Origin of the sequence: Streptomyces adelaidensis, from assembly GCF_016598475.1 — a bacterium.
GTDB lineage: Bacteria > Actinomycetota > Actinomycetes > Streptomycetales > Streptomycetaceae > Streptomyces > Streptomyces adelaidensis.
Genome location: NZ_JAEMUX010000081.1, coordinates 25,411 through 38,201, shown reverse-complemented (window position 1 = coordinate 38,201; position 12,791 = coordinate 25,411). Strand labels below are relative to the sequence as shown.

Below are 12,791 nucleotides of genomic sequence, written 5' to 3'. Positions count from 1 at the left end.
TCGGCCGGGGCGCGAGAGGCGGATTGTCGCCGTCCGCCCGATGGCGGGTGGGTGCGGCAAGGCGTAGGACGGAGGGGCACGGGGGGTCCGCCCCGGACCCCGCCGCCACCCCCGCCACCTCAGGAGGAGCCATGAAGCAGCAGGCCGGAACCATGAGCGTGATGAGCAAGGAGATGCAGGACTGCATCGACGCGTGCATGACCGCCCACCGGATGTGCGAGGAGACCATGAGCTCCTGCATGCAGCAGGGCGGCCAGGCCCAGATGCAGGTCATGCGCGCGCTCATGGACTGCGCCGACATGACCCGCGTGTGCGCCGACATGATGATGCGCGGCTCGTCGATGAGCGCCGAGATGTGCGCGATGTGCGCCCGCGCCTGTGACATGTGCGCCGAGGCGTGCATGTCCATGCCGGACGATCAGCAGATGATGCGCTGCGCCCAGGCGTGTCGCCGCTGCTCCGAGATGTGCCGGACGATGGCGGGCGCGACGGCCTGACGACCTCGCGCACGATCGTCCGTACGCCTGCCCGGACGGCCGTACGGCCGTACGGCTGTCCGTACGTGCCCGTACGACTGAGGGGCACCCCGTGGGATGCCCCTCAGCCATGTGGTCCGGGTCTCAGCTGTCCGACACCGTCACCGTCTCGTCGTTCTTCAACTGCTCGACCAGCTGCTTCACCTTCGCGGTGTCCCACTGGAGGTTGCCGTTGGAGGCGTTGCCCGAGATCGGCATGTTCATCGACTTGCCGTCGCCGCCCGTCACGCCCTTCATCGCCCAGAACATGTCGGCCAGGTCGTACAGGCTCATGTCCTCGTCGACGATCAGGGTGTCCAGACCGGCGCTCATCGTCGGGTACAGCTTGAACGGGTTCAGAACCGTGCTCGGGGTCGCCGTCTGGCTGGCGAGGGCCGCGAGGAACTTCTGCTGGTTCTTCGTACGGTCCAGGTCGCTGCGTGCCAGCGCGTAGCGGGTGCGGACGAAGGCGAGGGACTGCTCGCCGTTGAGGGTCTGCTTGCCCGCCTCGAAGTCGGCACCGGACTTGGTGTCCTTCAGGCCGCCCTTCGGGATGTCGATCTCCACGCCGCCGACCGCGTCGACGATGTTGGCGAAGCCGGCGAAGCCGATCTCCACGTAGTGGTCGATGTGCAGGCCCGTGTTGGCCTCGACGGTACGGACCAGCAGCTCCGGGCCGTCCTCCGCGTACGCAGCGTTCAGTTTCACCTGGCGGCCGGTGCCCTCGAAGGTCTTGCCGGACTCGGAGCCGACGAAGGTCGGTATCTCGACGTTCGAGTCACGGGGCAGGGAGACCAGCGTCGGGCCGTTCGAGCCGGTGTGCAGGATCATCATCGAGTCCGTGCGCTTGCCGTCGGCGGACCCGGTGTGGAGCTCCTTCTTCTCCTCGTCGGACAGGCCCTCACGGCTGTCGGAGCCGACGATCAGATAGTTGGTGCCCTCGCCCGCGTCCGGCCGCTCGATGACCTTCGACAGGTCGACCTCGCGGTTCAGCTTGGAGTCGGCCCAGAAGTACGTGCCGATCGTCGTGCCGAGCAGCACCACCGCGACCGTGATCGCGGTCACCTTGATCCGCCGCCGCCAGTTCGGCGCGGGCCGCTCACCGAGGCTCGCCTGGCCACCGGGACCGCCCGGGCCACCGGTGCCGTACACCTGACCGGTGTTGTAGTCGTTGTTGTACCCGCCGCCGTACTGGTCGGGTCCATTGCCGTAGCCGTCGGCGTGCTGATCACCGTACTGATCGCCGTACGCCGGCTGCTGGGGCACTCCGCCCTGCGGGGGTGCCGACCGGCCGCGACGGACCTGGCGCATGACACCCGCCCCGTCGGGCTGTGCGCTCGCGCTTCCCTGTCCGTACCCGCCGCCGCGGTTGTTGCCGGACCATCCATCGGGCCAATCGTTCATGCGCCCCAGTGTGCAGTGCCGAGCTATGTCGTTCACAAGGGTCGATGAAAAACAAAGGCAGGGCTGTTGCCAAGCTGACACAAATCGCACGCAAATCGGACGGGAGGCGGCGCCGCCCCTCTTACGAGCCCGCCACCCGGTCGTCACCGCACGCCACCTGGTCGCCCGTCATCACGCCGGACTCGCCCTCCCGCTGATCCTCGGCGCGTACCTTGCGGACCTTCACGAAGTCCGTGCCGGCGATCACCTTCAGGACCGGGCCCTGGGCGCGTACCGGCCGCAGCTGCGAACCCGGGAGGGCGGTGGCCAGGGCTTTGGCCGAGCGGTCCCAGCGGGGGTCGTAGACGACGAGGGTGCGGTGGACGTCGCGCTGCGGCGAGTTCACCGGGGCTTTGGTCGTGCGGAACCCGGTGGCGGCCAGCTGCCGGTCCACCTTCCTGCCGAGGCCGGAGACCGTCGTGCCGTTCTCGACCTGGACGCGGATCTGCTGCGGGGCCACGTCGACGACGGCGGACTTCGCACGGGCCTTGTAGGGGGAGAGGGGGCGGTCGTCGCGGAGGGCCTTGAAGAGACGGGCGGACCCGGCCTCGTCCCATTTGAGGGTGGAACCGATGCCCCGCACGGCGTATCCCATGCGGCCGATGGGCACGGTGGTGAACTCGGAGGAGGCGGGTGTGAGGTTCCGCATAGCGCGGCCGAGGTCGATCAGCTCGCCGGTGCCGAACTCCTTGTCGGCGCGGACGGAACCGAGCACGGCCCGCGTGATGTCGCGGAACTTCATCGGGTTGAGGAGCACCCCGGAGGACGTGGCCTGGGACATGAGGGACGCCACGAAGAGCTGCTGGCGCTTCATCCGGCCCAGGTCGGAGGAGCCGTCGGCGTGCCGGGAGCGGACGTACTGGAGAGCCTGGCCGCCGTCCAGCCGATGCGTGCCGGCCCGCAGGTCGAGGCCCGTGTAGGAGTCCTTCAGGGGGTGGGCGGTGCAGATCCTGACGCCGCCGAGGACGTCGACGGTCCGCATGAAGCTGGTGAAGTCGACCTCGACATAGTGGTCGATCTTCACCTTGGTCATGTGCTCGACCGTGCGCACGGTCAGCTGCGGCCCGCCCTCCGCGTAGGCCGCGTTCAGCTTGATCGGGTGCGCCGGGTGGGTCTTCCCGGTGGCGCGGTCGGTGTGCCCGGGCGTCTCGGCGTACGAGTCGCGCGGCAGGCTCACGATGCTCGCGCGCTCCCGGTCCTCCGAGATGTGCACGATCATCATCGTGTCCGTGCAGTGGCAGGGGGCGCCGCCCAGCCGGTACGCGCGCCGCTCCTCCTCGGTGATCCGGTCGCGGCCGTCGGTGCCGACCAGCAGGACGTTCATGCCGTGGCCCGCCTCGGGGCGGTTCTTCATGTCCTTGAAGGGGTCGACCCGGTCGATCTCGCCGTCCAGCCGCGTCACCACCGCGTGGCCGATGCCGGCGGCGGCCAGCACCACCACCGAGAGCGTCGTCGCCGTCCGCACGGCCCAGCTCCGCTTCCGGCGGGGTACGGCGGGCGGCCGGGGCTGCTGGGCGCGGGCGGGGCGGCGGGGCGGCGTGGACACGGGTGACACCTCCGCGAGACCGGTCAGGGAAGTCGAAGATCAGTGAGCACCGTAGGGGCACACGGTCCGCGCCCCGCCCCGGCGACCGGGCGGCGCGCGTCGGTGTCCCCCGTTCGCGGTAACGTGAGCCCCCTATGAACGCCAAGCCCGACGTGCAGCTCCCCGCCGTGTCTGTGATCATGCCCGTCCTCGACGAGGAGCGGCATCTGCGCGGCGCCGTCCAAGCGATCCTCGCGCAGGAGTACGCCGGCGAGATGGAGGTCGTGATCGCCCTCGGTCCGTCCACGGACCGCACGGACGAGATCGCCGCCGAGCTCGTGGCGGAGACCGCGACCAGTGAGAACAAGCGCGTTCACACCGTCCCGAACCCCACCGGCCGTACGCCCGCCGCGCTCAACGCCGCGATCGGGGCGTCCCGTCACCCGATCGTGGTCCGCGTCGACGGCCACGGCATCCTCTCGCCGAACTACATCGCCACCGCCGTACGCCTCCTGGAGGAGACCGGCGCGCAGAATGTCGGCGGGATCATGCACGCCGAGGGCGAGAACGACTGGGAGCACGCGGTCGCCGCGGCCATGACCTCGAAGATCGGGGTCGGCAACGCCGCCTTCCACACCGGCGGCCAGGCGGCTCCGGCCGAGACGGTCTACCTGGGTGTCTTCCGGCGCGAGGCGCTGGAGCGGCAGGGCGGTTACAACGTGGAGTTCATCCGGGCCCAGGACTGGGAGCTGAACTTCCGGATCCGCGAGGCGGGCGGCCTCATCTGGTTCTCGCCCGAGCTGAAGGTGTCGTACCGGCCGCGGCCATCCGTGAAGGCGCTGGCCAAGCAGTACAAGGACTACGGACGCTGGCGCCATGTCGTCGCCCGGTACCACGAGGGCTCCATCAACCTGCGCTACCTCGCCCCGCCGACCGCGGTGTGCGCGATAGCGGCGGGCCTGGTCGTGGGCGCGGTCCTCACCCCGCTCGGTTTCGTGATCCCCGGCGGCTATCTCGCGGCGATCGTCGCGGGCTCGGTCCCGGCGGGCAAGGGGCTGCCGCTGAAGGCCCGCCTGCAGATCCCCCTCGCCCTCGCCACGATGCACATGTGCTGGGGCTTCGGCTTCCTGACCAGCCCGAAGTCACTGGCGAAGAAGGTCATCGAGTCCCGCCGCCCGGCGGTGCTCACCGAGAGCTGAGCGCCAAGGACGTACGCCTCGGGCCCCTCTCGATCGCGAGAGGGGCCCGACGCATGGACGACGACTACCAGGTGAAGCCCGGGTTGACCTCCATGCACGCCTTCTTGTTCGCGCCGTTCAGGACGTCCGCCGACTCCGGAGTCGTGTCGTCCTCCTTCTCGGCCTTGTACGTGCTGCCCTCACGCCAGTCGGCGCCCACGACGAGCGTGACCCCGCTGACGTTCGTGGACTTCTCCACCTGGCCGAGCGGGATGCCGAGGGCCTTGGCGACCGCCTGGGCATCGCCCTCCAGTTCGGCGCTCGGGTAGCGCACGACCGTCTTGTCCTCGACGACCGCGGTCGTCGTCGACGACGAGGACTTGGCGAAGCCCTCCTCGACGAGCAGCCGGGACACCGTGTGCGCGCGGCCGGCGACCGGGGCGAGGGTGGAGGTCATGGTGCCGTTGATCACCAGTACGCCGATCTCGTCCTTCGCCGCCGCCGGATCGTCGGACGTCTCGTCCTCGGTGGCGGTCTTCTTCGCGTCCTTGCCGTCCAGCGCGATGTCCTCACGCACCAGCCGGAACAGCTTCTCCGCGTCACTCTCCTTCGGCACCACCCGCGCGCCGACGTACGTGTACGGCATCGTCGTCATCGTGATCCGGGCCGGCTCGACCTTGCGCAGTTCCGTGCTGAGGTCGTAGAGCTTCGCCACCGTGCCGAGGCCCTCGTCGACGGTGAGGGCCTCGGTGGCCTCCTCGGCGAGCTTGCGCAGCTTGTTCGGGTTGGTGATCGTGGCGTTCTCGCGCAGCTCGCGGACCATCGAGTTCATGTACATGTGCTGCGCCTTGGCGCGCGCGATGTCGCTGCCGTCCTCGAAGCCGTACCGGGTGCGCAGCCACTGCAGGGCCTGCTCGCCCTTGATGTACGTGGTGCCCTTCTCCAGCTTCAGGCCGGAGCCGTGACCCTGGGAGTCCTTGGACTCGATGTTGTCGGTCACACAGACGGGTACGCCGCCGATCGCGTCCGCCATCGACACCACACCGCCGAAGTCGACCATCATGAAGTGGTCGATGTGGATGCCGGTCAGTTCCTGCCAGGTGGCGACGGTGCAGCCGGGACCGCCGCGGCCCAGCGACTGGTTGGTCATCCGCGTGCCGGTGGTCGCCTCGTACACCTTGCCGTTGTCCGGGTCGGTGCACTTGGGGATGGTGAGCAGGGTGTCGCGGGGCATGCTGACCACCGACATGTTGCTGCGGTCGGCGGACAGGTGCAGCAGCATCTGGACGTCCGCGAGGGGCGTGGCGCCGAAGGTCTCCTTGGCGCCGCCGAGCTTCTGGTTCTCCTCGGTGTCCCGCGCGTCCGAGCCGATGATCAGGATGTTCAGCGGGGTCTGGCCGGCGGCGTTCGGAGTGGGTTCGGCGATCTTCGTGTCGCCGAGGTTGAGCTTCTCTTTCTTGATGTTGCCGTTGAGGTGCTGGTAGTAGAGATAACCCGCACCCGCGGTGCCGAGTATGACGACCGTCAGCACCATCGCCGACCAGCGCAGCACCCGTCTGCGCCGGGGCCGCCCGGGCGTGTCCGCCCGTCGGCGCCCGCCGTCGCCGCCACCGTGCCGGCGGCCGCGCCCGCGCTGTCGCGGAACTCTGACGGCCGCGTCCCCGTCGGACGACTCGTCCGCTCGCTCCAGGTCACCGTCCCGCTCGACGGGTTTCCCGACACGCGGTCGCCCCCCGCCCCCGCGCACGTCGCTCCGTACCATCTCCCTGCCCCTCCCCACCCTGCCGTGCCGACGGGACCGTCCCCGCCTCCTGTTGGACCGCCGAGACCCCGACTCGGATGTACTCATGTTCTGTTGAACGCGTTACGCGTTCGGTTCGGATGACAGCGCGTCCCGTTCGGATCGCGCGATTTCGCGTTTCGGACAGCATGGCGACCGGACGTGTCCGGACGGCAGGGCGCACGCCCGCACCGGACCGGGACCGCTCGCGTACGCCCGGTCGGACGCCGTACGCGGTCGCGGACACGGGTCGCTGCGGCGGCACCCGCCACCCGATCACCATGAGAACCGCCCGGCCGGGCGCATCCTCGCGCCCGCCCGGCATTCACCGACTCACCCGCACTCGCGTCCTGTGAGACGCGAGAAGACCCCGTCAGGTCATCAGCTCGCGCACTTTTCCTTGTCCGCGGTGTTCTTCTCGACGTCCAGATCGGCCGCCGACGTCGCGCTCAGCGAAACCCCGGCGCCCTTGAAGTCCTTGCCCAGGGTCAGCACCATCGCGGGCAGTCCCTGGGAGGTGGTCTCGCTGTTGCCCTTGGCGGGCTTGAGCGCCGAGGCGGACAGCCCCATGAGGTCGGCCAGCTTGCGGGCCTGGTCGGCCTGGTCGGGGTCGTACGCGAGGGTGGTCTTCGACAGCGTCTTGTCGGCATTGCCGAGCTGAGTCGACTTGGTCACGCCGACATCGTTCTGCATCCAGTTGAGAGTGGCCTGTGCGCTGCCGGCCTCGGCGCCGCCGTTGTAGATGTTGACCCGGACCTCGGAGGCGTCGGCGCGCGTGCCCTTGAGCTTCGCGGCCTCCTTCTCCTTGGCCTGCTTCTTCACCTCGGTGAGCGAGATGTCGTTCCTGATGGTCTCGAAGAGCTGCTCGGCCTTGCCCGGCATGGGCAGCACGGTCGCACCGTCGGTGTTGTCGATCACCGGCACGGTGGTGAAGGTGATGTTCTTCGTCTTCACCTTGCCGACCTCCTGGCCGAGCGAGGCCAGCTTCTTGATATCGGTGATCTTGGAGTCGACGCTCAGCGCGCTGGTGGCGGCCTCCGCGAGGTCCAGCACCTTCGTCGGGTCGGTGAGCGTGTCCTCGGACTTCATCTGGCGGATCATCGAGCTGAGGAACTGCTGCTGCAGCTCGATCCGGCTCAGGTCGCTGCCGAGGCCCACGCTGTAGCGGGTGCGCAGGAACGCCAGCGCCTGCTCACCCTCGATGGTGTGCTTGCCCGCGGTGAGGTCCAGCTTGGACTTCGAGTCCTTGATGTCCTTCTCCAGGCAGACCTCGACACCGCCGATGGCCGTGGAGAGCGTCTTCACCGCGTTGAAGTCGGCCACCATGAAGTGGTCAGGGGTGATCCCGGTCAGCTCGGTGACCGTGCGCATCGTGCAGCTCGGGGTGCGGCCGTCCTGGCCGAGGCTCGTGTTGAACCGAACCTCGTTCGTGCCCCCGATGGTGTCCTTGGTGCCGTCCTCCTGCGTGGTCGGGCAGTCCGGGACGTCCACGATCATGTCGCGCGGGATGCTCATCGCGGTCGCGTTCGTACGGTCCTTGGAGACGTGCAGCAGGATCGTGGTGTCCGCGTGGCCGACGCTGCCGGAGTCGCCGTACTTCTCGTTGCCCGCGCCGGTGCGCTTGTCCGTGCCGATCACCAGGAGGTTGATGGCCCGGTCCTTGCTGAAGCCGCCGGTGCTCGCGCCGTCGTCCGAGATCTTCTGGATGTTGTTGTTGAGGTGCTGGTAGTACAGGTAGCCCGCCGTGCCCACCCCGACCAGCAGGAAGGCCAGCGTGCCGCCCGTCCACACCAGGATCCGCTTGCCCGCGGACTTCTTGGGCTTCGGCCGGCTACGGCCGCCGCGGCGACCCGGCAGCGGGTCCTCCTCGGGCGGCGTGCCCCGGCGACGGCGCTGCCCGGGCAGGGTGCCGGGCATCTCCCGGGTGTCAGGAGCCGCCGTCGCGGAGCGCGCTGACGTACCGGCCGCCGCCCTGGCCCCCGCCGCGGCGGGGGCGGCCCGGCGTGGCCGCGGCACCCCCGACTGCGGTGCGGAAGGGGTCAGTCGCAGTTCGTATTCACCGGTGCTCGGGTTGAGTACCCACTGGTCTGCGGGGTCGATGTCGTCCGCCCGCCCACGGCCTTGCGCGTCCACGGTTGTCTGATTCCTCCGTCGGGGCCACGCGGCGCCTTCCCCCTCAAAAGACGCTCGGGTCTCGCTGCAAGTGGTGCGTGGCCGAGAAAGGCCGACGCACCGGATCGCTCACACTAGCCGCACGATCAGGCGTCAAGCGACGACGGTGACAAATTCCACGTCCCTACAACTGGGCAATCTGCCCCTTTCCTAGAGCATTTGTTCCTTGTGTTGACGTGCGCTTTACCTGGCGAGTACCCGCGGGGTCACCCGCAGGCCTCTTCGGCGGCCGTACTGCCGCGGAATGTCGGCAACGGATCCGGTGTATCCGGTCTACGGGAGGGGCTTCCCGAAAGCTCTTCCGAATGCCCTTCCCGCATGCCCCCGGGCAGTTCCCGCGCCACCGCGACCGGGGCATCGGAACGCAGCCGCGCGAAAAGCCGCCGCGCCGCCGGCTCGACGAGCTCGTCACGATTGGAGTCGTACGCATACGACTTCCGGGGAACGGTCAGGAATTGCACCTTTTCCATCGGGATCGTGCGCATGCCGCGCACCAGGTCGTAGAGCCCGCGCAGACTCGCCAGCCCCGGGTCCGTGGTGAGCGACGACGTGGCCGCGTCCAGCACGGGATACAGCTTCACCGGATTCAGCAGGACGTCGTTGCCGCGCACCTTCGCCGCCAGCGCCGCCAGGAACCGCTGCTGCCGGTCCATCCGTTCGGTGTCGCTGCCGTCACCCAGCGACTTGCGGGCCCGCACATAGCCCAGCGCCTGCTCGCCGTCGAGCTTCACCTTCCCGGCAGGCAGTCGCAGTTTGGCCGCCTTGTCGTGAATGGGTGCGGCGAGACACACCTCGACCCCGTCCACGGCGTCGACCATCTCCTTGAATCCGCTGAAGTCCACGACGACGTGATGGTCGATCCGAATATCCGTCATCCGCTCGACCGTCCGAATCGTGCAGGCCGAACCCCCGCTCTGGAACGCCTGGTTGAACATCGCGAACTCCGGTTCGGTCCGGCTGCCGTCGGCCCGCCGGCAACTCGGCACATCCACCATCAGATCGCGCGGCAGTGACACGGCGGTCGCGCTCTGCCGATTCGCCGCCAGATGCAACAGGATCGTCGTGTCCGACCGCTCGGTCCCCGAATCCCGCCCGTACGCGGCGTTCCCGCCCCCCGACCGCGAGTCCGACCCGATCACGAGAATGTTCTGCGCGTCCCGCACCAACGCCGTCGGGCGCTCCCGCTCGAACCGCGCCAGCTCGTCCGCCGCCGTCGTGTCCGACGTGATGTTCCCGTCCAGCTTCCGGTACGCCGCCCATCCCACCCCCACGGCCCCGACGACCACCATCGCGGCCCCGCCGGCCGTCCACCGCAGCCACCGCCGCCGACGACGACGCCTGAGCCCGACCCCGGTGGGCGAACCACCCACACCGGGCCCCGGCCCAACCGCCCTGCCTCCGACGTCGTCCACTTCCGGCCACCCCTCACGGCGTACGAGCGAGTCGTTGCTCTTACGACGATGGCGCGGGAGGGGGCGGGGGGCGGCCGGGGCTAGGCCGAACGGGGGACGGGGGGGGATGGGGCGTGCCTTACGGGGCTGAGGCGCAGCCGCGCCCTGAAGGGGCGCGGGGAACCGCGCGAGCGACCACGACGAACCCGCGGCCGCTCCACGACGTCACCCCTATGGCGTCATCCATGGCGTCATCGCGCGACGACCGAAACCCGCTCGCTCTCGACCCGCTTGGCCAGCGCGTCCTCACCCAACCGCTCCAGATGCCGGCACAGCACCACGGACCCCCCGGTCGCGAGAGGCCCGTACAGCCCGGCGGCCAGCCCCTCCCACGTGTCGTACGGCAGCCCCGACAACAACCGGGACCCAGGCCCCGTAAGCCCCAGCCCCGAGGCGCCCGCGCGGGCCCGCTCGACGACATCCGCCCCGCTGAACTCCCGCCCGGCCACCACCAGCGCGGTCTCGTCGGGATCCACCGGCGCGTACGCCGCGAAGCGGTCCCCCTGTGACGGCACCTCGACGGCGTAGTCGGCGAACCCCGACGGGGCCTGCGGAAAACGGCCCCCGAGCGGCCGCAGCGCGAGCGCGATCCGCTCCCCGGAGCACGCCCGGGCCGCGTCCAGTGTGTCCGGCCCGCTCACCACGAGGTCGGCCGCCTTCGGGTCCCCGGCGACGTCGGCGACCACGCCCACCGACGAACACGCCAGCAGCCACACCGCCGTCTGCCAGTGCGCGGGCAGCAGCAGCGCGACCCGGTCACCGGGCTCCGCGGACAGCTCGCCCTGGAGGAGGTTCGCGGTCTTGGCCACCCAATTGGCGAAGGTGGCCACGGACAATTCGACCCGCTCGCCCGTGGCGTCGTCGTAGAAGGTCACCAGGGGGCGCGCGGGGTCCGCGGCGAGCGCGGATCGCAGCAGGTCGGCAGGGGTGCGGTCGGTGGCGTTCACCCGCGTAAGCGTACGCGGGGCGGCGCGCGGGCGAGCTCCGGGCCGGCCCCGGGCGGACCGGAGGCGCCACCGGTTCGGCGGAGCGGAGCCGACGGCCCGTCAGTTCCCGGATGGACAGATATGTATGACTATGTCCAGGATCAGACGCATGCGTAGATCTTGTTTCCCCGCTTCCTCGATCGGCGTCACCTGCGCGGCGGCCCTGGCCCTCCCGGTGGCCCTGTCGGCCTCGGCCCCGGCGGCGGCCCAGGCCCCCACCGGCACGGTCGCGCCCGCGCCCGCTTCCGTGTCCTCGCCCGTGTCCGTTTCCGGCAGCACCCAGTCGCTGCTCCTCGCCCCCCGGGAAGCGGGCCGGAGCTTCGGCCCGTCCGCCGTCGAGCAGGGGCTCGGAAGACGGGACGTACGGTCGTTCTCGCTGGTCGGTGTCGTCTGGGACGACCCGGACGCCGAACTGCGGGGCCGTGTCCAGGTCCGTACCCGCGCGAAGGACACCGCCCACTGGTCCGGCTGGCAGGACGTCGAGACGCACAACCACGAGCACGCGGCCGACCTCGACACCGCCGAGCGCTCCTCGGGCCGGGTGCGCGGCTCCACGGCCCCGCTGTGGGTCGGCGACTCGGACGGGGTCGAGGTCCGCGTCCGCGCCGAGGCCCGGGGCCGTACGGCCGCCGTCGGCGCCCAGCTGCTCCCGGACGGCCTACGCCTGGAGCTGGTCGACCCCGGCTCCGGCTTCCCGGAGGGCGTGGCGGGCCCGGCCCCCGGGCCGGGCCCCGGCCCGGGGGCCGAACCGCCGCCCGGCGGTACCCCCGTGGACGCCGCGCAGGACGCCGAGAGGCTGGGCACACTGACCGCCGAGTCGGCCGCCGCGTCCGCCGTCAACGCCGACCTCGCGCCACTCGGCTCCGCCGAGATCCCGGCGCTGTCGAGCGAGGAGACGCGGGAGCAGCTGGCGGACCTGGAGTCGGGTGCGAAGCCCTACATCGGCCCACGTCCGCGGATCGTCACGCGGCGCGGCTGGGGTGCCGACGAGAAGCTCCGTGAGCGCGACTTCCTCTACACCAAGCGGGTCCGGGCGGCCTTCGTGCACCACACGGCGTCGGGCAACAACTACCGCTGTGCGCAGGCCGCTTCCGTCATCCGCAGTATCTACCGCTACCACGTGGTGAGCAGCGGCTGGCGCGATGTCGGCTACAACTTCCTCGTCGACAAGTGCGGAAACATCTACGAAGGCCGCGCGGGTGGTGTCGCCAAGCCCGTCATGGGTGCCCACACCCTCGGTTTCAACACCAACAGCATGGGCATCGCGGTTCTCGGCAGCTTCACCTCCGTCGAACCGCCCGATGCGGCGGTCGAGGCGATCGCGCAACTCACAGCCTGGAAACTCGGTCTTTACCGGGCGAACCCGAATGGCAAGACATACCTCACTTCCGGTGGTGGCAATCTCTACCGAAAAGGTAAGAAGGTACGACTGAACGTGATCTCCGGCCACCGAGACGGGTTCGCGACCGAGTGCCCGGGGGGGCGCCTTTACGGAAAGCTCGGCGCGGCACGCTCGGAGGCCGCCCGCTATCAAGGCCGATAGCGCGGCGACAGGGTGATGGGGGGAACCGGGGTCGTGTCCGTCGCGACCTCCGGCCAGGAACCAGTGACCGGCCGGAGGCCACCGACACACGCGGTACAGGCAGAGGGCGCGCCCACCGTGTCCTCGACGGACAACCTCACCGACCTGCGCGGAAGCGGGCTGGTGGATATCCGCAGGGCCACGAAGGCGCCATGAACG

At 70.0% G+C, this 12,791-nt stretch carries 9 protein-coding genes; 3 read left to right on the top strand and 6 right to left on the bottom strand.

Annotation, left to right across the window (positions count from 1 at the left end):
- The first annotated feature begins 131 nt into the window (after window positions 1–131).
- Complete coding sequence (locus I8N67_RS33020; protein ID WP_200307936.1) at window positions 132–497, top strand: four-helix bundle copper-binding protein; 366 nt, start codon at window positions 132–134, stop codon at window positions 495–497.
- A gap of 123 nt (window positions 498–620) precedes the next feature.
- Here the strand turns inward: I8N67_RS33020 and I8N67_RS33015 are convergent, their stop codons facing one another.
- Entirely contained in the window at window positions 621–1,919 is a 1,299-nt protein-coding gene (locus tag I8N67_RS33015) for an LCP family protein (protein ID WP_200307935.1), read from the bottom strand.
- Between the two features lie 121 nt (window positions 1,920–2,040).
- On the bottom strand, window positions 2,041–3,504 hold the full coding sequence (locus tag I8N67_RS33010) for an LCP family protein (protein WP_443729051.1): 1,464 nt from the start codon (window positions 3,502–3,504) through the stop codon (window positions 2,041–2,043).
- A 134-nt stretch (window positions 3,505–3,638) separates the two neighbouring features.
- On the opposite strand from I8N67_RS33010, the gene I8N67_RS33005 reads away from it, so the two are divergent.
- A complete protein-coding gene (locus I8N67_RS33005; protein WP_200307933.1) occupies window positions 3,639–4,682 on the top strand; it encodes a glycosyltransferase family 2 protein in 1,044 nt (347 codons plus the stop codon).
- Between the two features lie 64 nt (window positions 4,683–4,746).
- On the opposite strand, the gene I8N67_RS33000 is transcribed toward I8N67_RS33005, so the two are convergent.
- From I8N67_RS33000 to I8N67_RS32985, 4 genes are all read right to left on the bottom strand, one after another.
- Window positions 4,747–6,423, bottom strand: a complete 1,677-nt coding sequence (locus I8N67_RS33000) for an LCP family protein (RefSeq protein ID WP_200307932.1) — start codon at window positions 6,421–6,423, stop codon at window positions 4,747–4,749.
- Between the two features lie 399 nt (window positions 6,424–6,822).
- Entirely contained in the window at window positions 6,823–8,574 is a 1,752-nt protein-coding gene (locus tag I8N67_RS32995; RefSeq protein ID WP_200307931.1) for an LCP family protein, read from the bottom strand.
- A 245-nt stretch (window positions 8,575–8,819) separates the two neighbouring features.
- Entirely contained in the window at window positions 8,820–10,025 is a 1,206-nt protein-coding gene (locus tag I8N67_RS32990) for an LCP family protein (protein ID WP_200307930.1), read from the bottom strand.
- Window positions 10,026–10,255: 230 nt separating this feature from the next.
- Window positions 10,256–11,011, bottom strand: a complete 756-nt coding sequence (locus I8N67_RS32985) for a TIGR03089 family protein (protein WP_200307929.1) — start codon at window positions 11,009–11,011, stop codon at window positions 10,256–10,258.
- Window positions 11,012–11,141: 130 nt separating this feature from the next.
- Here I8N67_RS32985 and I8N67_RS32980 point away from each other — a divergent pair, with 130 nt between their 5' ends.
- Entirely contained in the window at window positions 11,142–12,593 is a 1,452-nt protein-coding gene (locus tag I8N67_RS32980; protein ID WP_200307938.1) for a peptidoglycan recognition protein family protein, read from the top strand.
- The last annotated feature ends 198 nt before the right edge of the window (window positions 12,594–12,791 follow it).

Excerpts from the sequence above, each read along its gene's own strand:
- I8N67_RS32980 (WP_200307938.1), top strand. The coding sequence starts at position 11,142 with ATGTCCAGGATCAGACGCATGCGTAGATCTTGTTTCCCCGCTTCCTCG.
- I8N67_RS33020 (WP_200307936.1), top strand. The coding sequence starts at position 132 with ATGAAGCAGCAGGCCGGAACCATGAGCGTGATGAGCAAGGAGATGCAG.
- I8N67_RS33015 (WP_200307935.1), bottom strand. The coding sequence starts at position 1,919 with ATGAACGATTGGCCCGATGGATGGTCCGGCAACAACCGCGGCGGCGGG.
- I8N67_RS33005 (WP_200307933.1), top strand. The coding sequence starts at position 3,639 with ATGAACGCCAAGCCCGACGTGCAGCTCCCCGCCGTGTCTGTGATCATG.
- I8N67_RS33000 (WP_200307932.1), bottom strand. The coding sequence starts at position 6,423 with ATGGTACGGAGCGACGTGCGCGGGGGCGGGGGGCGACCGCGTGTCGGG.